Source organism: Pseudonocardia sp. NPDC049154 (assembly GCF_040648315.1).
Lineage (GTDB): Bacteria > Actinomycetota > Actinomycetes > Mycobacteriales > Pseudonocardiaceae > Pseudonocardia.
Genome location: NZ_JBEZDN010000150.1, coordinates 1 through 18,637, shown reverse-complemented (window position 1 = coordinate 18,637; position 18,637 = coordinate 1). Strand labels below are relative to the sequence as shown.

Genomic DNA, 18,637 nt, shown 5'->3' with positions numbered 1-18,637 from the left:
GGAAATGCTGGCAGACCAACACCCCCTACGACCCCGCCAGACACCGCGCCGCCCAAGCCCATCAACACCGAGCGGCTTGACACAGGGCTACTCAGGGGTCCGGCACCACACCTATCAGGGTGTCCAGCCCCGCGAGGACCAGGATCCGGCGCGCCGGGCTGTCCGAGGGTGTGACCACGCTCAACTCCGTGCCGCCGGCCCGCGCACGCTGCGCCAGCTCCGACAGCAGCGCGATCCCCGAGCTGGAGACGTACGAGTCGGCGGCCAGGGTGAGGGTGAGCGGCCTGCCGCGGTCCAGCTCGGCGAGCAGGTCCGAGCGCACCGCGGCGACGCCCGCGAGATCGAGGTCCCCCTCCACGTGCACGCGCACCGTGTGCTGGTCCGCCCAGCGCCGCAGCCGGGTGACGGCCGGGCCGCCGTCGGTCCGCGCGGACTCGGCGGGCCGGTCGGCCGCCCCGCCCGGCAGCCGCGGGACCACCTCCACGGGCAGCGCCGGCAGCCGGAACCAGACCTCGGTGCCGTCGTCGGCAGGGAGGACCTCGACGTCCTCGGCCAGCTCACGAATCAGCGCGAGGCCGCGTCCCCGGTAGCCGGGGTCGGCGGGCGGCGGCCGCCAGAGCCCGTGGTCGACGACCCGCACCGCGACCGAGCCCTCGGGCTGCAGCTCCAGGGACAGCTCGACCGCGTCGGCGGCCGGCCTGTCGCCGTTCGTGTAGGCGTGCTCGACGGCGTTGGTCACCGCCTCTCCCACGGCGAGCTGCAGGTCGGTGGTGCCGTCCTCGCCCAGCCCGCACCGGGCCGCCCACTCCGCGATCGCCCGGCGCATCGGGGCCAGGCACTCGGCGTCGGCCGGCATCGACCGGGTCAGGGGCTCGGGCACCCGCCGGGCCAGCACCACGACGGTGTCGTCCGGGGCGCCCTCCGCGTCGAGCATCCGCTCCAGCAGCACGTCGACCATGTCCGACGGCCGGTGCCCGGCCAGCGCGCCGAAGGTCTCGGCCAGCCGGTCCATGCCGTCGTCGATCACCTCGGTGCGGCGCTCGAACAGCCCGTCCGAGCAGAGCAGGATGGTCTCCCCCGGCTCGATCCGGCCGTCGGCCTCCGCGAACGGCGGTCGGCCCGTGACGCCGAGCGGGGTGCCCCGGCCGCCGTCGAGCACCCGGACCCCGTCCGGCCCGGCGACCAGCGGCGGCGGGTGCCCGGCGCACGCGTAGCGCAGCTCCCCGGACGCCGTGTCGACGACCGCGCACGCGACCGTGCTGGCCCGGGCGCCGCTGACCCGGCGGGCGAACAGGTCGAGCTGTTCGAGGGCGGTTGCCGGCGGCTGGCCGTTGACCAGGTTCGCGGCGAGCGCGCTGCGCAGCTGCCCCATCACCGCGGCGGCCGACGGCCCGCGCCCGACGACGTCCCCGACCACGAGCGCCACCCGGCCGTCGGCGAGGTCGAGCACGTCGAACCAGTCCCCGCCCGCCTCGGTGCCCTCGGTCCCCGGGTTGTACCGGGTGGCCACGGCGAGCCGCTCGAGCTGCGGCAGCTCCTGCGGCAGCAGGCTGCGCTGCAGGGTCACGGCGACCTCGTGCTCGGCCTGGTGCAGCCGCGCCCGCTGGACCGCCTGCGCGCACTGGCTGGCCAGGGTGAGCACCAGCCCGCGCTCGTCCGGCCCGAAGGCCGGGTCGCGGCCGAAGCCGAGCCCGATCACGCCGATCGCGCGGCCCGCGACCAGCAGCGGGACGGCCGTGCGCACCGGGTACGGGGTCGGCTGCCCGTTCGCCGCCCAGATCGGCTCGGCCGAGCGCACCACCTGGCCCAGCGGATGGTCGGAGGTCACCCGCAGGCCGTGCTCGACGATCCGGCCGGTGTCCTCGTCCGCCCAGCCCTCGGCGGCCAGGGTGTGCAGGATCTCCTCGTCGTCCACCAGGAGCACGACGACGGCCTCGGCGCCGATCGCCGAGCGCGCGTGGGCGAGGATCACGTCGGCCACCGACTCCAGGTCGGTGGCGCGGGAGAGCGCGGTGGCCACGGCGCCGAGCCGCTCCGCGAGCCGGCGGCCCTCGGTCTCGGCGACCAGCAGCAGCGAGCGGTCCAGCGCTTGGGCCGCCAGTTCCGCCACGGCCAGCGTCGCCTCGCGGTCGCTGTCGGTCAGCGCCCGCGGCCCGGTGAACCCGACCGCGATCATGCCCAGGTCGCGGTCCCCCGCCACGAGCGGCACCCAGAACGCCGCCTCGATCCCGAAGGTGCCCAGCCACTGCGCGGCCGGGGGGTGCTCGCCGCGCAGGCCCTCGGCGTCCTCGAACCAGAGCGCCTGCCGGGTGCGCAAGGCGGTGCGCGCCGGGTGGTCGCCGTCGAGGGAGACGGTGGCGAGCTCCGCGGGCAGCTCGCCCTGCCAGCCCTGCAACGCCAGGAGCTGCAGGTCCTCACCACGGGTCTGCCACACCCCGGCCACCGCGGACCCGAGCAGCGCCACGAGGTGGCTGGTCGCGGTCCGGGCGACCTCGGCGGGGGTTGCGGCCGCGGACATCTCGGCGGTCGCCCGGTGGAGCAGGCCCAGCCGCGTGCTGCTGGCGCGTTCCTGCTCCAGCAGCCGCGCGTTGTCCACCGCGACCGCCGCCCGCCGCGCGATCTCGCTGAACAGCACGACGTCGGACTCGTCGAGCACCGGGGAGGCGCCCGTGCGCGCGACGGCGAACATGCCGAGCATCCCGCCGCGGGCGCGGAGCGGGACGAACAACGCGGAGTGCGCACCGGACCGTCGCCACACGTCCTGGGCCTCGGGCGGGGTGTCGGCGAAGGCGGCGGCGAGCTCCTCGGGCGGCAGCAGCACCGGGTCGTCGACGTCGGCGAGCCGGTGCAGCACGGGCAGTCCGGGCAGCGTCCGCAGCTCCCGCTCCACGTCCGGGTCGGTGGCGGCGACGATCCGCAGGGCCGGACCGGCGCCGTCGTCCGTGAACACGCGCACGATGTCGCCCAGGCCCTGGTCGACCACGGTGCGGGCGAACGCCTCCAGCCGCGCGGACTGGCTGATCTCGCGGTCCAGGGCGTCGCCGACGACGGCGTAGAGCTGGTGGCGGCGCTGCTCGGTGTGCCGGGCGTCGATGTCGAGGCAACCGCCGACGTACCCGACCCGCCGCCCGGCCGGGCCGCCGTCCGTGCTGCCCACTGCGCCGACGGGGGCGCCGCGGTCGAGCACCCAGCGGAACCGGCCGTCGCCGCCCCGCAGGCGGTACTCCACCTCGAACGGCGCGCCGGTCCGGGTCGCCGCCTCGACGACCGAGCGGTACCGCGCGCGGTCGTCCGGGTGGATGCGCTCGCGCCAGTCCAGCCCGAGCTCGCCGACGGCGTCCCGGGCACCGGTGAAGTCCAGCCAGCCGCGGTTGACGAACACGCGGTGCCCGCCGGCATCGTCGACCCAGATCAGCGCGGGTGTGGAGTTGGCCATCGCCCGGAAACGCAGCTCGGCGGCCCGCCGGACCCGGCCGAGGTGCAGGTGGTTGGCGACCCGCGCCAGCAGCTCGCGCGCGGAGAAGGGCTTGACGAGGTAGTCGTCCGCGCCCGCGGCCAGGCCCTCGACCGCGGCCTCCTCGCCGGCCCGCGCCGAGAGCAGCACCACCGGCAGCCCTGCGGTGCGGGCGTCGGCGCGCAGCGCGCGGAGCAGCCCGATGCCGTCGAGCTCGGGCATCATGACGTCCGCGACGACGAGGTCGGGAGGGTCGGAGCGGGCCACGTCGAGCGCCTCGGTCCCGCTGGACACGGCGTGCACCGACCAGTTCTCCCTCAGCAGCCGCTGCAGGTGCTCGCGCATGTCGGGGTCGTCCTCGACCACGAGCACCCGGCCCTGCGGCGGGTCGACGGACTCCGGCAGCCGCGGCGTCCCGCGGTCCTCGGGCGGCGCGGGCGTCCAGCGCAGGGCCTCGGCGACGAACGGCTCGAACGTCTGGGGGCGCGGGTGCGGGGTCGCCGCGGGCCGCCCGAGGGTGATGCTCTCGACCGGCAGGTGGCTGAAGCCGAGCGGCAGCCGCACGGTGAAGGTGCTGCCGACCCCGGGCGTGCTGGCCGCGTCGACGGTGCCGCCGTGCACCTCGACGAGCTGGCGGACCAGGGCCAGCCCGATGCCGCTGCCCTCGTGCGAGCGGGCACGGGCGGCGCGGACCCGGTGGAAGCGGTCGAACAGCCGGGGCAGCTCGGCGGCCGGCACCCCGGTGCCGGTGTCGGCGATCCGCAGCACGAACCGGTCGTCCTCGATCCGGGTACTCACCCGCACGCCGCCCTCGAAGGTGAACTTCAGGGCGTTGCTCAGCAGGTTGAGGACGATCTTCTCCCACATGTCCTGGTCGACCCAGGCGGGCCGCTCGGACGGCGGGCAGTCGACGTCCAGCCGCAGGCCGGCACGCTCGGTCGGGGCGCGGAACAGCGCGGCGAGCTCGCCGGTGAGCGTGCCGAGGTCGACGGGCGTGAACCCGGCGTCGGGGTGGCCCTCCTCCAGGCGCGAGACGTCCAGCAGGGTGTTGACCAGCTTGAGCATCCGCTGCGCGCTGCGGTGGGCGACGTCGGCGTCGTGCCGGACCTGCGGGTCGTCCGCCGCGCGGAGCTGCTCGAGCGGACCCATGATCAGCGCCAGCGGGGTGCGGAACTCATGGCTGACGCCGGTGAAGAACTCGGTCCGGCTGCGGTCGCGGCCGTCCAGCTCGCCGGTGCGCTCCCGGTCCTCGGCGGCGGCGCGGACGGCCGCGAGTGCGGCGTCGACGTGCCCGGCCACGAGCGCGAGGAACTCGCGGTACTCCTCGTCGGCCGGCTGCAGGGGCGTCGCGCCGAGCAGCAGCCGGACCCCGCCGCTCAGCCCTGCCGACCACGCCGGCTCGCCCGACGGCAGCGTGACCAGGCCCTCCCGGTCCAGCAGCGCGAGAAGCTCGGGGGTCGGGTCCACCCCCACGGCCACCGGCGCCCCGACCCCGCCGAGCAGCGCGAACGGCACGTCCGGCGAGTCCACCAGCGCGGCGACGACGTGGGCGGCGGCCGGGTCGGCCGGGCCCGCCTCACGCACCAGCCGCGCCAGGCGGCCGAGCAGCGCGGTGCGCCGGGCGGCCACGACCTGCGCGGTGCTCTCGGACATCACGTCGAACACGCCCGCGATCGACCCGTCGGCCGTCCGGACCGGGCTGAACGCGGAGCGCCAGAACGTCTCCCGCGGGCCGCCGGGACGGTCCAGGACCAGGCGCTCGTCCGTGTGCTCGACCGCCTCGCCGGTGTCGAGGACGTGCCGCAGTGCGGGGCCGATCCGGTCCCACACGTCGGGCCACACCTGCGCGCCGGGCCGGCCGAAGGCCGACGGGTGCCGCTCGCCGAGGACGCCGGCGAAGGCGTCGTTGTAGACGACGCAGTGCTCCCGTCCCCAGAACAGGGCCAGCGGGTGCGGCGAGGCGAGCATGAGGGACACCGCCGAGGTCAGCTCGGCGGGCCAGCCGCCCGGGGCCCCGAGGGGCGAGTCCGCCGGGTCGGCGGTCACGAGCAGGCGCCGGACGCCGGGGTCGTCCGGATCCGTCACGTGCCCTCCTCCACACCGCGGGACCGGCGCCCCGCCGGACCAGCCTGCCAGGTCCCCGGAATCGCGGCGAACCGTGGCCCGCGCGGGCCGGACACGGCCCGTCCTCCGGCCGCCCGGACCCCTCCGACCGGGCAGGATGCCCGCATGGCGACGAAGCTCGACGACGGCACCTGGGAGGTGCAGGGGAAGCACCTGACCTTCCCCGTGCGCATCGGCGACGCGGGCGCGGCCTGCGCGGCGTACCCCGTCCGGGCGGCTCGCGCGGCGGCGCTGCTGGAGGGCACCGGGCTGGAGCCGGCGGCCGTCGCGGGGTGGACGCTCGCGGTCGTCGGGCTGGTCGACTACCGGGTCAACGACCTCGGCAGCTACGACGAGCTGGCCCTCGCCCTGCCCGTCCGGTTCCGGGGGCGGGTCGGCGTGCACATCACGCAGCTGCCCGTGACCGAGACGTTCACGATGGAGGCCGGGCGGGCGCTCTGGGGCCTGCCGAAGTGGCTCGGGACCGCCGAGCTGGACATCCGGGGCTCGCGCGCCACCGGGCACCTGGCCCACGAGGGCGGGCACGTCCTCACCGCTGCCCTCTCGACGCTGCCGTTCGCGCTGCCCGGCACCGTGCCCGGCTCGGTCACCGCCTTCGCCCCGCGCGACGGCGTGATGCTCGCCAGCCCCGTCCGGGCCCGGCTGCGCGGGGTCCGGGTCGGCCTCGGGGCGGGCACGCTGGTCCTCGGCTCGGGACACCCGATGGCCGACGAGCTGCGCTCCCTCGGCCTGCCCCGGCGGCCGCTGCTCACCGCGATCGTCGACCACCTCGCGTTCGACATGGACCCTGCCGAGGAGCTGCCGATCTAGGGCATCATCGGCATCCGTGACGGAGATCCGGGTGGTCGAGGTCCCGGGGGCCCGTCTGCACTGCGAGGTGCGGGGGTTCGGGCCGGTCCTGCTGCTCATCCCGGGCGGGGCGGCCGATTCCGCCTCCTACGACGGGATCGCCCCGCTGCTCGCCGCGGACCACACCGTCGTCGCGTACGACCCGCGCGGCACCTCCCGCAGTCCGGCCGCGGACCCGGGGTCGGCGGCGTCGGTCACGACGCTCGCCGACGACGCCCGCCGCGTGCTCGACGCGGTCGGCGCGGGCCCCGCGACCGTCTTCGGCAGCAGTGCCGGCGCGGTCACCGGCCTGGAGCTCGTCGTGCGGCGTCCCGAGCGGGTCGAGCGCCTGGTCGCGCACGAGCCGCCGGTCACCGCCCTGCTGCCTGACGCCGCCGGGCACGACGGCGGACGGCTGGCCGACATCCAACGGCGGGAGGGCACCCCGGCGGCCATGACCCGGTTCCTCGCCAGTACCGGCATGGACGGCGACGCGCCGCCCCCGCCGACGGACGACCCGGCCGCCCTCGAGACGCTCGCCCGGTTCGCCGCCAACCTGCCGGGGTTCTTCGCGCACACCGTGGTCGCCGTCAGCCGCTACCAGCCGGACGTCGAGGCGCTGCGCTCCCTCGGCCCGCGGATCGTGATGGCCGCGGGGCGGGACTCGGCGGGGCAGGTCCCGCGCCGCGCCACCGAGACCCTCGCGGGAGCGCTGGGCACCGCGCTCGTCGAGATGCCCGGGGACCATCGCGGTTTCCTCGGCGCACCCGTCGCCTTCGCCGAGGCGCTGCGGCCCCTGCTGGACGGGGCGCCCTGACCGTCAGCGCGGGTCGCGGATGCCGTCGATGATGCGCGTCCAGTTGTCGCCACCGTGCCAGCTCTCGATCGCCCGCCGGTAGTGCGCCTGGACGGCCGCGCGGAGGGCGAGGTCCAGGCCGAGCGACGCGCTCGTCTCGACGATGTGGTCCGAGGTCGCGCCCGTCATCGTGACCGTGCTGAGGTGGCCCGGGTGGTCCCCGGCGTCGAGCCCGGCGCCCGGGGGGCCTCCCCCGCCCGGAGAATCGCGCCGATCGAGTCCCTGGGCGAGGCCCGGGTCGTCGCCCAGGTACCGCGGCGGATGTCTGCACTTCTTCCTGCGGTACTCACCATCTCGTCAGTGACGATCAGCGGTGCGCGGCGAGCCAGGCGCGGAGGTCGGCGATCGGGCGCTCCCGCTCCGGCTCGTTGTAGATCTCGTGCCAGAGGCCGTCGTAGAACTCCACCGTGAGGTCCTCGGAGCCGAGGACAGCCGCCAGCGCGCGCGAGGTCTCGACGGTCGTGATCCGGTCGTCGGCGCCGTGCTGCAGCAGCACCGGGAGCCTGATCTCCGCCGCGGTGGCCAGCACCTCGTCCATGGCGTCGAACATCGCGGAGCCGAGCCGCAGCGTCGGGTGACCGTGGTGGACGAGCGGATCGGCCCGGTACCCCGCGACCACGGCGGGATCCTTGCTGAGGTCCGCGACGTCGATCCCCGCCGGCCGCAGCGTCGGTGCGACCCGGGCGAGCGCGGTCAGCACCGGGACGAGCCGGCCGGGGACGGCCTGCTTCGACAGGGCCGGGGCGGAGAGGACCAGGCCGGCGAGCGCGGCCTGGTGCGCGGCGGCGTAGCGCAGCGCGATCAGCCCGCCCATGCTGTGTCCCAGCAGGATCACCGGCCGCCCGGGGTGCCGGGCGGCGGCGTGCCGGCGGACCAGGTCGAGATCGGGGACCCAGTTGGCGGGGCCGCCGTCGACCCGCCGGCCCTCGGACAGCCCGTGGCCGGCGTGGTCGGGGGCGTAGACCGCCCAGCCGTCCGCGGCGAGGGCCGCGGCGAGCTCGGCGTAGCGGCCGGAGTGCTCCCCCAGGCCGTGGCTGACCAGCACGATGCCGGTCGCCTCGTCCGCCGGGAGCCAGGCCCGCCAGAACAGCTCGCCGAGGACGCCGGGCAGACGTCCCTCCGCGACCGGCATCAGTGGTCGGCGGCGCCGGTCGACTGCGCGACCGGCCCGGCCAGCACGACGTCCTGCGCCGCGTCGGCCTCCTCGCCCACCCGGACCGGGAGGGCCCGCGGCTCGCGCCCCTCGGCGACGACCGCGATCGTGTACTCGCCGGCGGCCAGCTCGCCGAAGCGGTAGCCGCCGTCGGCCGCGGTGATCGTGGTCGCGACCAGCTCGCCGTCCTGCAGCAGCGAGACCGCGACCTCGGCGACCCCGGAACCCCGAGCGTCGCGGATCGCGCCGGCGACCGTCGACGAGCGCACGAGCTGCACCTCGACCTCCGCCACCGCGTACTCGGTGGCCGGGACGGTCAGCGCGACGACCCCGGGCTGGTGCCCGTCCGCCGCCGCGACCAGGACGTATCCGCCCGCCCGGGGCGCGGTGACCTCGCCGCGGCCCTCGACGTCGGCCTTCGCCGAGGCGGTCTCGCGGCCGCGCGGGTCGAGCAGCGTGACGGTGGCGTCGGCGACCGGGAACCGGTCCCGCTGCACCACGGAGAACCGCACGGGCACGGCCTGCCCGGGCGCGAGCGGCTCCTCCTCCTCGTGCGCGACCGCGAGGTCGACGACGGGTGCGGCGCCGGGGCGCGGGTTGGGGTCGGCGAACCCGAGCGTGCGCAGCAGGGCCAGGTCGACGGCGGCGTGCTCGGCCGCGCGGGCCTCGTCGGTGGCGGCGGGCTGCGGGGCGGGCTCGGGGGCGCTCGTCGTCGGGCTCACGGGGCTCAGCGTGACGGGCGCGGGCGCGACCGCCGCAGCCGGGGTGTCGATCACGACGTCGGGGCTGGTGGGGGGCGCGGGGGTGGGCGCCGGGGCCGGCTCGGAGGCGTCGGAGACGGGCTCCCCCAGCTCCTCGGCGAGCGGCTCCTCCGGCAGCTCGACGAGCATCTCGTCCGACACCGCCGGCTCGTCCGACACCGCCGCCTCGTCCGACACCTCGGCGAGCTCGTCGGACGCGGTCACGGGCGCGGCGGCCTCGACCACCGGCTCCTCCGGCGCGACGACGAGATCCTCCACCTCGGCGGGCTCCTCGGCCTGCACCTCGGCCACCTGGTCGGCCGGCTCCTCGATCTCGGCGCGCGCGGCGACCGTCTGCTCCGCCGGCTCCTCGGCTCGCGCGATCGCCGGCTCCTCGGCGTGCACCTCGGCCGGGTCCTCGGCCAGCTCCTCCGCCGGCTCCGCGACCTCCACCGGAGGCTCCTCGGCCTGCTCGGCCGGGTGCTCCTCGACCTCCTCGACCGCCTGCTCCGCCACCACCTGCTCGGCGAGCGACGCGGCCGCGGCAACGCCCGCCGTCGCGGTCACGAACGGCACCGCGCGCAGCCTGCGGACCTCGCGACCGTCGTCCGCCCCGCCCCGCACCACGGCGAGGACCGGGCGCTGACCGGCGCCGTCGCGCGGCGCGGGCACCGACGCGTCGTCCGACAACGGCTCGGGACCCTGCCGGCGCGACGCCTCGGCGCGCGCCACCGCCTCGGCGACGGCCGGGCTGACGATCCCCCGCGCCATCGGGCGGTCGTCGCGGGCGGGGGTGGGCGGCGCGACCGAGGTGACCCGGGCGACCAGCGCCGGGTCCACCGAGGAGCGGCGCTGCGGTCGGGTGCGCGGCGGGGCCTCGACCGGGACGCCGTCGACGAAACCGCGGGTCCACGGAGGACCGACGGGGCCGGCGTCGACCTCCTCGGCCACGACCCGGCGCTCCGCGGGAGGCTCCTCGGGCCGCTCGTCCGCGGGGGGCTCGGCCGGCGCGGCGGGCGCGTCCTCGGCCGTGGTCGGGTCCTCGGCCGGCGCAATGGGCTCGGCGGGCTCGGTGGGCTCGGCGGGCCCGGGGTCGGCGGGTGCACCGGCGGACCGGTCGCGGACCAGGTCGCCCACGGTCCGTCCGGCGGGGCGGGGTTCGGGTCGGGGACTCCCGGCGGCGGTCGCCCCGCCCCGGTCCCCGCGGCGCATCGCCACCAGGACGATCCCGGCGGCCAGCAGCACGAGCAGGACCATGACGACCAGGGCCCACGTGCTCATTCGGCTCTCCTCGCGCGATCTCGTCGAGGCCCGACCGGTGCCCTCGCCGCGGCCGCGCGAGACGTGCGGGCCCGCCCGGACTCGTCGGAGGACCGTAGCACCGGGACACCCCTTCACCCTGTTCGGCGACCGGTTCGCGGCGTGTCGCCCGGGCGGGTATCGGCCCAGCTCAGCGCGATTCAGTCGGCGCGGGTGACCGGCCCCGGCGCGTCCGGGGGATCCGAGCGGGCGGAGGCGGCCCCGATCCGGGACGATTCCCCCTCGTGGCATTCGATCCGGACCTCTCGGAGTTGGCCGCGGCGCACGGCGTCGCGACGGGCTACAACGACGGCGACCGCAGGCCGGTCACCGTCGACGAGGAGGTGGTCGTCGAGGTCCTCGGCCTGCTCGAGGTCGACGCGACCACCCCCGCCGCGCGGGCCGCGGCGCTCGCCGAGGCCCGCGAGCAGGCCGCGCGCGGTCTGCTCCCCGGCACGATCGGCCTGCGCGCCGACCGCTCGCGGCCGCTCCCCGTGCCCGGCGTGCTCGTCGGCGAGGACGGCAGCCGCCGCGAGGTCGAGGGCGAGCTGGCCGGCCTGGAGCCCGGCTGGTATCGGCTGGAGACGGCGGAGCAGCAGGTCACGGTCGTCGTCTCGCCCCCGGCGCTGCCGGCGACCCCGCGGTCCTGGGGCTGGATGCTCCAGCTCTACGCACTGCACTCGGCGGGCAGCTGGGGCATCGGCGACCTCGGCGACCTGCGGAGCTTCACCGCGCACGCCGGCGAGCAGGGCGCGTCGGCGATCCTGCTCAACCCCCTGCACGCGATCACCCCGCTCTCGCCGGTGCAACCGTCGCCGTACACGCCGTCGAGCCGGCGGTTCGCAACCCCGCTCGCGCTGCGGATCACCGACCTGGCCGAGTACGCCTCCGCGGACGCGGCCACCCGCGCCGAGGTCGACGCCCTGCGTCCGGAGACCGTCGGCGACCGCATCGCGCACGACCGGGTGTGGGCGGCGAAGCGGGCGGCGCTGGAGCTGCTGTGGCGGTCGGCCGGCCGCCCCGACCCCGTCGAGCCCGGTCCCGATCTCGTCGACTTCGCGACCTACTGCGCGCTCGCCGAGCGCTACGGCGGCCGGTTCACCCTCTGGCCGGAGGAGCTCCGGCATCCCGGCTCCGAGGCCGTCGGCCGCGCCCGGCGCGAGCTCGCCCCGCGGGTCGCGTTCCACGGCTGGGTGCAGCAGCGGCTCGCCGACCAGCTCGCCGCCGCCCGCGCCGCGGCCCGCGAGGCGGGCATGCCCCTCGGCGTCATCCACGACCTCGCCGTGGGGTGCGACCCGGAGGGCGCCGACGCCTGGGCGCTGCAGGACGTCCTGGCCCTCGACGTGACCGTCGGCGCCCCGCCGGATGCCTTCAACCAGCGTGGACAGGCCTGGGGCCTGCCTCCGTGGCGCCCCGACCGGCTGGCCGGGACCGGGTACGCCGCCTACCGCGACATGCTCCGCGCGCTGCTCACCCACGCGGACGGGCTGCGCATCGACCACGTCGCCGGGCTGTTCCGGCTCTGGTGGGTGCCGCCGGGCCGCACGCCCGACCGCGGCACCTACGTGCACTACGACGCCGAGGCGATGCTTGCCGTCCTCACGCTCGAGGCCTCCCGGGCGGGCGCGGCGGTGGTCGGCGAGGACCTCGGCACCGTGGAACCCGAGGTCACCGAGGCCCTGCACAGCCGCAACATGCTCGGGTCGACCGTGCTCTGGTTCGCCCGCGACCCCGAGCGCGACGACGCGCTGATGCCGCCCGGCGAGTGGCCGGAGGAGGCGGTCGCGACCATCTCCACCCACGACCTGCCGACGGCGTCGGGCTTCCTGACCGGCGAGCACGTCCGGGCCCGGGCCGACCTCGGCCTGCTCGACGACGTCGCGGCCGAGGAGCGGAAGGCCGCCGCCGAGCGCGAGGAGCTGGTCGGGCTGCTGGTCGCCGAGGGGGTGCTGGAGTCCGCCGACGCGCCCGAGGACCGGATCGTCGTCGCGATGCACGCGCTGCTGGCCCGCAGCCGCAGCCGGCTCGTGCTCGCCTCGCCGTACGACGTCGTCGGCGAGACGCGCCAGCCCAACCTGCCCGGGACCGTCGACGAGTACCCGAACTGGCGGCTCCCGCTGCCCGTGTCGCTCGAGGAGCTGGTGGCGGACCCGCGGGTGAAGGAGGTCGTCGCGGCATTGCGTTCCGGGGGCCGGTGAGGCGACGATCACACCATGCCCCTCAGTGCCGAGGCCCTGACGACCGCCGACCACGCCGCCGACCTGCTCTGGGCGGCGTGGACGGCCGGTGACGTGATCGACGAGCTCCCCGAGGACCTGCGCCCCTACGACCACGTCGCCGGCTGGGCGATCCAGCAGCGGATCGGCGAGCGCGCGGGCGCGGGCTACGGCTGGAAGATCGCGGCGACGTCGGCACCGAGCCAGGCCGTGATCGGCATCGGCACCCCGCTGCCGGGCCGGTTGTTCGACCGCTTCCGCTTCGAGCCCGGCGACACGCTGCCCTTCGGGGGCCTGCACATGCGGGTGGTCGAGGCGGAGTTCGCGTTCCGGATGGCGTCGGACGTACCGGCGGGGGCCTCCCGCGAGGACGTGCTCGCGGCGGTGGCGGCACTGCACCTGGCGATCGAGGTGCCGGACTCGCGGTTGCGGGACTACCCGCGGGCCGGCAGCTCGCAGCTGCTCGCCGACGTCGCCTGCGCCGGGCAGTTCGTGCTCGGCCCGGAGATCCCCGACTGGCGGGGGATCGAGTTGTCCACAGCGGGGACAGCCTTGTGGATCAACGGCGAGAAGGCGGCCGCGGGCACCGGCGCCGAGGTGATGGGCGACCCGCGCACCGCGCTGGTGTGGCTCGCCGAGGAGCTCGCCCACCTCGGGACGGGTCTCCGGGCGGGCGAGATCGTGACGACCGGCTCCACCACCCCGGTCCCGGCCATCTCCGCGGGCGACGCCGTCCGCGCCGACTTCGGCCCCCACGGCTCCGTGGAGATCACCTTCTCCTCCTGACCGCTACACGGTGAAGCCGAGGGTGCTGGGCCGTTCCTTCGCCAGGGCGGCGAGGTGCTCGTCGACCGTGGTCATGCCGTGCAGGTCCCGGCCCGCCGCCATGCCCTCGACGAGCGCCTTCTCCGCCCGCTCGATCTCCTCGGCGGCATCGATCGCCGCGGCGAAGCGCTCCCGCGGGCCGACGACGATGCCGTCGTCGTCCCCGACGACGAGGTCGCCCGGGGAGACGCGCACCCGTCCGAGCAACACCTCCCGCCCGAACGTGCCCGGGTCCCGGGTCGTGCCGGACATCGGGTTCGTGCCGCGCGCGTGCACCGGCAGGCCGATCCGGCGCAGCCCGCGAACGTCGCGGCAGTAGCCGTCGATCACGATCGCGGCGAGACCCCGCCGGCGCGCCTCGGTGGCGAACAGCTCCCCCGACACCGCCTTGCGCAGCGAGTTGGTGGCCACGACCAGGACCGAGCCGGGCTCGGCCTCGCGCAGCGCGACGAGCACCGGCAGGTGGTCGTCGTACGCGAGCAGCGTGAAGGCGGGCCCGGCGAACGAGACGTCCGGGACCATCGCACGGATCGCCGGGTCGACGACGGCGAGCCCCTTGTCGGCGTCGCAGAGCGACGAGACCTGCACCGCGCGGAGGCGCTCCATCAGCGTGTCCATGTCCCCATCGTGCATCCGCAAGCCTTGACTTGCACCTCCGGATAGTGCAAGTCTGAGGTTGCACATCAACCGAGGAGGACACATGGACACCATCACCCGCGAGATCACCGTCAACGCCGCCCGGGCCCGCGTCTGGGACGTCATCACGCAGGCCCAGCACCTCGGCCGCTGGTTCGGCGACGCCGGGGCCGAGATCGACCTGCGGCCCGGCGGCAGGCTGACGCTCAGCTTCGAGGGCCACGGGACGAGCGTCGCCCGCGTCGAGCGCGTCGAGGAGCCGGAGGTGTTCAGCTTCCGGTGGGCGCGCAGCCGGGAGACCGAACCCGCACCGGGGGACGAGACGCTCGTCGAGTTCACCCTCACCGAGACCGCGGACGGGACCCTCGTCCGGGTCAGGGAGAGCGGCTTCGCGAGCCTGACCGGCGACGCCGCGGCCTACCACCGCGGGAACACCGAGGGCTGGGCGCTGAAGACCGCGGAGCTGCAGCGCTACCTGGAGACCGTGCCGGCATGAGCGGTCGGGCCCTGTCGGCCCTCGCCGACCCCACCCGCCGCGAGCTGCTCGAGCGGCTCGCGCGCGGGGAGGCCAGCGCGACCGCACTGGCGCGCGATCTGCCGATCAGCCGCCAGGCCGTGGTCCAGCACCTCGGGGTGCTCGACGCGGCCGGGCTGGTCCGCTCCACGCGGCACGGCCGGGAGGTCCGCTGGTCCCCCCGGCCGGACGGGCTGATCGCGGCCGCGGCCTGGCTGACGGGCCTGGCGGAGGAGTGGGACCGCAGGCTCACCGCGATCAAGGCGATCGCGGAGGAGGGCCGTTAGGTCAGCCCTCGTCGGGGTCGGTGTCGTCGAGCGGGCGGGGCGGGAGCTCCGTCCGCTCGATGCGGTTCTCGACGCCCTCGCGCGGCTCGGTCTCCGCCCACTCCTCGCGGTGCCCGCCGTGATTGCCCATCCGGCCCCGGACCTCGGCGGCCTCCTGCTCGTCGACGCGGGCGCTGTGCTTGCTGCTGCCACGTTCCATGTGCCGGGCGTACCTCCCCGGCGGGCGGGCAAACGGGCTCAGCGCACCGTCGCGAGCGCCGCGGGGACGATGTCGACCCGCACCCGGGCGCCGGCGTCGAGTTCGAGGACCTCGCCGTCGACCTGCAGCGGCATCGGGTCGACGGTCCGGAACGCGTACTCCCGCACGCTCGGCTGCGGGCCCAGCCCCCGTACCGCCGCCTTGACCGCGGTGGCCAGCACCCGGAGCTTCGAGCTGTGCGGCAGCAGCACCACCTCGAACACGCCGTCGTCCGGCCTGCTGTCCTCGCTGAGCGTGGCGTACTTCGCCATCTCGGCGATGTTGGCGAACACGAGACTGTCGAAGTTCTGCCGCCCGCCGTCGACCTCGATGGTGAACGGGCGGAACTGCGAGAAGGCCCGGACGGTCGTCAGGATCTCCTTGATCGACCCCTTGCCGCCGCGCTCGAGCTCCAGCGCGACGACCGGCGTGATGCCGAGGCCGATGTAGGAGTGGGCGTGCCGCGGCTCCTCGTCGTCGACGCTCAGCCGCAGCAGGTCGAGCCGTTCCGTGCGGCCCTCGACGATCGCCTCGAGCAGGGGGCGCCGGCCGACGACGCGGCGGTGGTCGTTCGCGTTGCCCGCGGCCAGGACCGCCGCGACGGCCCGCGACTCGCCGGCCTTCATCAGGCCGTCAACGACCTCGTTGTAGCCGCCGTCGCCGCTCACCGACACGACCAGTGGCGCACCCGATCCGGCCTCCTCGCGGGCGATCTCCCGCGCGTGCCCGGCGTACTCGGTGGGGCGCAGCTCGACGGGCAGCTCGGCGGCCCGCTCCGCCAGCCCGGACTTGAGCTCCTCGGCGCGCTCCTGCGCATCCCCGGTGCTGTTCGGGTTGAAGACGATGACGACCCGGTCGTAGGCGCGCGCCACGCCGCGCACCCTATCCGGTCCGGGCCAGGACGACCGGTTCTGCACCGCGTTCGCGCAGCCCGAGCGCGGTGATGGCCGCCACGACGACCAGCAGCCCGATCCACTGCGTGGGGCTGGGTGAGACGCCGAGGAAGGCGATGCCGAGGACCGTCGCGGTCGCGGGGAAGGCGAGCTCGGCGAGGGTGGCCCGCGCCGCGGGGGTGTCGCGCAGCCCGACGTAGTAGAGGACCAGCGCGAGCAGCCCGGGGATCAGCGCGAGCAGGGCCAGCGGACCCAGCTGGCCGGGCGAGACGGCGAGCGGGGCGCCCTGCACCGCGACGATGACCGCCGAGGCCGGCAGCCCGACGAGGAACCGCAGCACCGTGACGTCGCGCGGGGCCGTGCGTACCCCGACCATCCTGCCGAGCACCGTGCCGAAGCCCCACAGCACCGCGGCGCCGATCGCGAGCCCCGCCGCCCCGAGCTCACGGACCTGCACCGCGAGCGGATCGGGGAAGGCGACCAGCCAGGCGCCGACCAGGGCCGGTACCGCGAACAGCCAGTACCCGGCGCGGACCCGCTCCCCGAGCAGGGCCGCCGCCGCGATGACCACCACGAGCGGCTGCAGCTTCTGGAGCACGAGCGGGGTGAGTGCGTCGCCGGTGGCGAAGGCGGCTGTGAACAGCGCGGTGGCCAGGGCCGACGATCCGGCTCCGATCACGAGGAGGGCGACCCGGTCGCGCGTCGGGGCCGCCCGGAACGCCCGCACCGCCGACGGGACGAGCGGCAGCAGCACGACGACGGCGATCAGGTGCTCCCAGAACACCACCGTCGCGGCCGGGAGGGCGCCCGCGAGCGGGGCCCGGAGCAGACCGTCCGTGCCCCACAGCGCCGCCGCGACGGCCACGAGCCACGTCCGGTCCCGCACCTGCGTCATGCCCGGGGCAACCGCGCGCGCGGTGGATCTATGCCGCGCGGTCCTGTCACGATGGAGGGATGGAGTCCACCCGCCTCGACCGCTGGCTCTGGTCGGTCCGGCTGGCCAAGACCCGGTCCGACGCCGCGGCCGCCTGCCGGGGCGGCCACGTGCGCGTCAACGACCGCCCCGCCAAGCCCGCCACCACGGTCCACCCCGGTGACGAGGTCCGCGCGCGGGTGTACGAGCAGACGCGGATCGTCGAGGTCGCCAAGGTGATCCAGAAGCGGGTCGGCGCGCCCGAGGCGCAGGCCTGTTACCTCGACCGCACGCCGCCCCCGCCGCCCAAGGAGGCCCGCCCGGTCTTCGCCGTCCGAGACCGCGGGACCGGCCGGCCCACCAAGCGGGAGCGGCGGATGCTCGACCAGCTCGGCGCCCTGCGCCCGCCCCGTCCCTAGGCCCGCCCGCGGCGGGTGGGCGATGATGGGGACATGTACGACCTGCTGTTCCGGCACGTCCTGCGGCGCATCCCCGCCGAGCCGATCCACGGCGTCGCGTTCGGCGCGATCCGGGGCGTCGCCGGGTCCCCGGTCGTCGGCCCGCGCCTCGGTTCCCTGCTGACCGAGTCCGATCCGGTCCTGCGGACGCGGGTGTTCGGCGTCGACTTCCCGAACCCGCTCGGGCTGGCCGCCGGCTTCGACAAGGACGCCCGCGGCCCGGTCGCCCTCGGCCGGCTGGGCTTCGGGTTCGTCGAGCTCGGCACGATCACCGCGCGCCCGCAGCCGGGCAACCCCAAGCCGCGGCTCTTCCGCCTCCCCGAGGACAAGGCCCTCGTGAACCGCATGGGGTTCAACAACTGCGGGGCCGACGCCGTCGCCGCCCGCCTGACCGCGCTCCCCCGCGAGGGCCGACCGCTCCTCGGCCTCAACATCGGCAAGAGCAAGGCCGCGACGCCGGACGAGGCGATCGACGACTACCGGCACAGCGCGCGCGTCCTCGGGCCGCACGCCGACTACGTCGTGGTCAACGTCAGCTCGCCCAACACTCCGGGCCTGCGCGACATGCAGCAGGTGGCCGTCCTCGAGCCGCTGCTGGGGGCCGTGCGGGAGGAGCTCGACTCCGCGGTGCCCGGCCGCCGGATGCCGCTGCTCGTCAAGATCACTACCGACCTGGCCGACGACGACGTGGACGCGGTCGCCGACATGGCCGCCCGGCTGGAGCTCGACGGCGTGGTCGCCACCAACACCACCGTGTCCCGGGACGGCCTGCGCACCCCGGCCGCCGAGGTGGAGGCGATCGGGGCCGGCGGGATGTCGGGCCTGCCGCTCGCGACCGTCGCGCACACCGTGGTCGGGAAGCTGCGCGCGCGGCTCGGCCCGGACCGCACCATCATCTCCGTGGGCGGGATCTTCACCGGGGAGGACGCCTACCGCCGCATCACCGCCGGCGCATCCCTGGTGCAGGCCTACACCGGTTTCATCTACGGCGGCGGCACCTGGCCCCGCCGGGTCAACCGCGAACTCGCCGCCCTCCTGCGCCGGAACGGACACACGAGTGTCGCGGACGCAGTAGGAACCGACACCGCCTGATCCGCTTTCCCACAGTAGGCGAACGGCGCTCTCGTTCATTCCTGGTGAGCGAGAGCGCCGTTCGCTCACCTGATCCGAGAACGCAGAAAGGCCCCGGAACCGAAGCTCCGG

At 76.1% G+C, this 18,637-nt stretch carries 16 protein-coding genes; 8 read left to right on the top strand and 8 right to left on the bottom strand.

Features of this window, described 5'->3' with window-relative positions; genetic code table 11:
- Positions 1-91: 91 nt before the first annotated feature.
- Complete coding sequence (locus AB0B41_RS38325; protein WP_358211935.1) at positions 92-5,539, bottom strand: SpoIIE family protein phosphatase; 5,448 nt, start codon at positions 5,537-5,539, stop codon at positions 92-94.
- A 144-nt stretch (positions 5,540-5,683) separates the two neighbouring features.
- On the opposite strand from AB0B41_RS38325, the gene AB0B41_RS38320 reads away from it, so the two are divergent.
- The gene (locus AB0B41_RS38320) at positions 5,684-6,388 is read left to right on the top strand and encodes an acetoacetate decarboxylase family protein (RefSeq protein ID WP_358211934.1); all 705 of its coding nucleotides are present in this window, start codon (positions 5,684-5,686) and stop codon (positions 6,386-6,388) included.
- Positions 6,389-6,404: 16 nt separating this feature from the next.
- Entirely contained in the window at positions 6,405-7,223 is an 819-nt protein-coding gene (locus AB0B41_RS38315) for an alpha/beta fold hydrolase (RefSeq protein ID WP_358211933.1), read from the top strand.
- 3 nt (positions 7,224-7,226) lie between these two features.
- Here AB0B41_RS38315 and AB0B41_RS38310 read toward each other — a convergent pair whose 3' ends face one another.
- Genes AB0B41_RS38310 through AB0B41_RS38300 form a run of 3 tightly spaced genes read right to left on the bottom strand, consistent with a single transcriptional unit; the run spans position 7,227 to position 10,436 of the window.
- On the bottom strand, positions 7,227-7,511 hold the full coding sequence (locus AB0B41_RS38310; protein WP_358211936.1) for a hypothetical protein: 285 nt from the start codon (positions 7,509-7,511) through the stop codon (positions 7,227-7,229).
- Positions 7,512-7,569: 58 nt separating this feature from the next.
- Entirely contained in the window at positions 7,570-8,394 is an 825-nt protein-coding gene (locus AB0B41_RS38305; protein WP_358211932.1) for a lysophospholipase, read from the bottom strand.
- Entirely contained in the window at positions 8,394-10,436 is a 2,043-nt protein-coding gene (locus tag AB0B41_RS38300) for a carboxypeptidase regulatory-like domain-containing protein (RefSeq protein ID WP_358211931.1), read from the bottom strand. The genes AB0B41_RS38305 and AB0B41_RS38300 overlap by 1 nt, the downstream gene beginning before the upstream one ends.
- A 263-nt stretch (positions 10,437-10,699) precedes the next feature.
- Between AB0B41_RS38300 and malQ the strand changes: the two genes are divergently transcribed.
- The gene (gene malQ, locus AB0B41_RS38295; RefSeq protein ID WP_358211930.1) at positions 10,700-12,652 is read left to right on the top strand and encodes a 4-alpha-glucanotransferase; all 1,953 of its coding nucleotides are present in this window, start codon (positions 10,700-10,702) and stop codon (positions 12,650-12,652) included.
- A 15-nt stretch (positions 12,653-12,667) separates the two neighbouring features.
- Positions 12,668-13,456, top strand: coding sequence for a fumarylacetoacetate hydrolase family protein (locus AB0B41_RS38290; protein WP_358211929.1), 789 nt, complete (start codon positions 12,668-12,670; stop codon positions 13,454-13,456).
- Between the two features lie 3 nt (positions 13,457-13,459).
- On the opposite strand, the gene AB0B41_RS38285 is transcribed toward AB0B41_RS38290, so the two are convergent.
- Positions 13,460-14,113 (bottom strand): RraA family protein, encoded by a 654-nt coding sequence (locus AB0B41_RS38285; RefSeq protein ID WP_358211928.1) that lies wholly within the window; start codon positions 14,111-14,113, stop codon positions 13,460-13,462.
- An 82-nt stretch (positions 14,114-14,195) separates the two neighbouring features.
- Here AB0B41_RS38285 and AB0B41_RS38280 point away from each other — a divergent pair, with 82 nt between their 5' ends.
- Both AB0B41_RS38280 and AB0B41_RS38275 read left to right on the top strand, forming a co-directional pair.
- Positions 14,196-14,627, top strand: coding sequence for an SRPBCC domain-containing protein (locus tag AB0B41_RS38280; RefSeq protein ID WP_358211927.1), 432 nt, complete (start codon positions 14,196-14,198; stop codon positions 14,625-14,627).
- Positions 14,624-14,932 (top strand): metalloregulator ArsR/SmtB family transcription factor, encoded by a 309-nt coding sequence (locus tag AB0B41_RS38275; RefSeq protein WP_358211926.1) that lies wholly within the window; start codon positions 14,624-14,626, stop codon positions 14,930-14,932. The genes AB0B41_RS38280 and AB0B41_RS38275 overlap by 4 nt, the downstream gene beginning before the upstream one ends.
- Position 14,933: 1 nt before the next feature.
- Here the strand turns inward: AB0B41_RS38275 and AB0B41_RS38270 are convergent, their stop codons facing one another.
- The 3 genes from AB0B41_RS38270 to AB0B41_RS38260 are packed head-to-tail and all read right to left on the bottom strand — an operon-like array spanning position 14,934 to position 16,958.
- Complete coding sequence (locus AB0B41_RS38270; RefSeq protein WP_358211925.1) at positions 14,934-15,131, bottom strand: hypothetical protein; 198 nt, start codon at positions 15,129-15,131, stop codon at positions 14,934-14,936.
- A gap of 38 nt (positions 15,132-15,169) precedes the next feature.
- Positions 15,170-16,042: a diacylglycerol kinase family protein gene (locus AB0B41_RS38265; RefSeq protein ID WP_358211924.1), complete on the bottom strand. Its 873-nt coding sequence runs from the start codon at positions 16,040-16,042 to the stop codon at positions 15,170-15,172.
- A 10-nt stretch (positions 16,043-16,052) separates the two neighbouring features.
- Complete coding sequence (locus AB0B41_RS38260) at positions 16,053-16,958, bottom strand: DMT family transporter (protein WP_358211923.1); 906 nt, start codon at positions 16,956-16,958, stop codon at positions 16,053-16,055.
- Positions 16,959-17,017: 59 nt separating this feature from the next.
- On the opposite strand from AB0B41_RS38260, the gene AB0B41_RS38255 reads away from it, so the two are divergent.
- Both AB0B41_RS38255 and AB0B41_RS38250 read left to right on the top strand, forming a co-directional pair.
- Complete coding sequence (locus tag AB0B41_RS38255) at positions 17,018-17,395, top strand: RNA-binding S4 domain-containing protein (protein WP_358211922.1); 378 nt, start codon at positions 17,018-17,020, stop codon at positions 17,393-17,395.
- Positions 17,396-17,428: 33 nt separating this feature from the next.
- Positions 17,429-18,526 (top strand): quinone-dependent dihydroorotate dehydrogenase, encoded by a 1,098-nt coding sequence (locus AB0B41_RS38250; protein WP_358211921.1) that lies wholly within the window; start codon positions 17,429-17,431, stop codon positions 18,524-18,526.
- Positions 18,527-18,637 lie beyond the last annotated feature (111 nt).

Excerpts from the sequence above, each read along its gene's own strand:
- AB0B41_RS38320 (WP_358211934.1), top strand. The coding sequence starts at position 5,684 with ATGGCGACGAAGCTCGACGACGGCACCTGGGAGGTGCAGGGGAAGCAC.
- AB0B41_RS38305 (WP_358211932.1), bottom strand. The coding sequence starts at position 8,394 with ATGCCGGTCGCGGAGGGACGTCTGCCCGGCGTCCTCGGCGAGCTGTTC.
- AB0B41_RS38300 (WP_358211931.1), bottom strand. The coding sequence starts at position 10,436 with ATGAGCACGTGGGCCCTGGTCGTCATGGTCCTGCTCGTGCTGCTGGCC.
- AB0B41_RS38290 (WP_358211929.1), top strand. The coding sequence starts at position 12,668 with ATGCCCCTCAGTGCCGAGGCCCTGACGACCGCCGACCACGCCGCCGAC.
- AB0B41_RS38285 (WP_358211928.1), bottom strand. The coding sequence starts at position 14,113 with ATGGACACGCTGATGGAGCGCCTCCGCGCGGTGCAGGTCTCGTCGCTC.
- AB0B41_RS38280 (WP_358211927.1), top strand. The coding sequence starts at position 14,196 with ATGGACACCATCACCCGCGAGATCACCGTCAACGCCGCCCGGGCCCGC.
- AB0B41_RS38275 (WP_358211926.1), top strand. The coding sequence starts at position 14,624 with ATGAGCGGTCGGGCCCTGTCGGCCCTCGCCGACCCCACCCGCCGCGAG.
- AB0B41_RS38270 (WP_358211925.1), bottom strand. The coding sequence starts at position 15,131 with ATGGAACGTGGCAGCAGCAAGCACAGCGCCCGCGTCGACGAGCAGGAG.
- AB0B41_RS38260 (WP_358211923.1), bottom strand. The coding sequence starts at position 16,958 with ATGACGCAGGTGCGGGACCGGACGTGGCTCGTGGCCGTCGCGGCGGCG.
- AB0B41_RS38255 (WP_358211922.1), top strand. The coding sequence starts at position 17,018 with ATGGAGTCCACCCGCCTCGACCGCTGGCTCTGGTCGGTCCGGCTGGCC.
- AB0B41_RS38250 (WP_358211921.1), top strand. The coding sequence starts at position 17,429 with ATGTACGACCTGCTGTTCCGGCACGTCCTGCGGCGCATCCCCGCCGAG.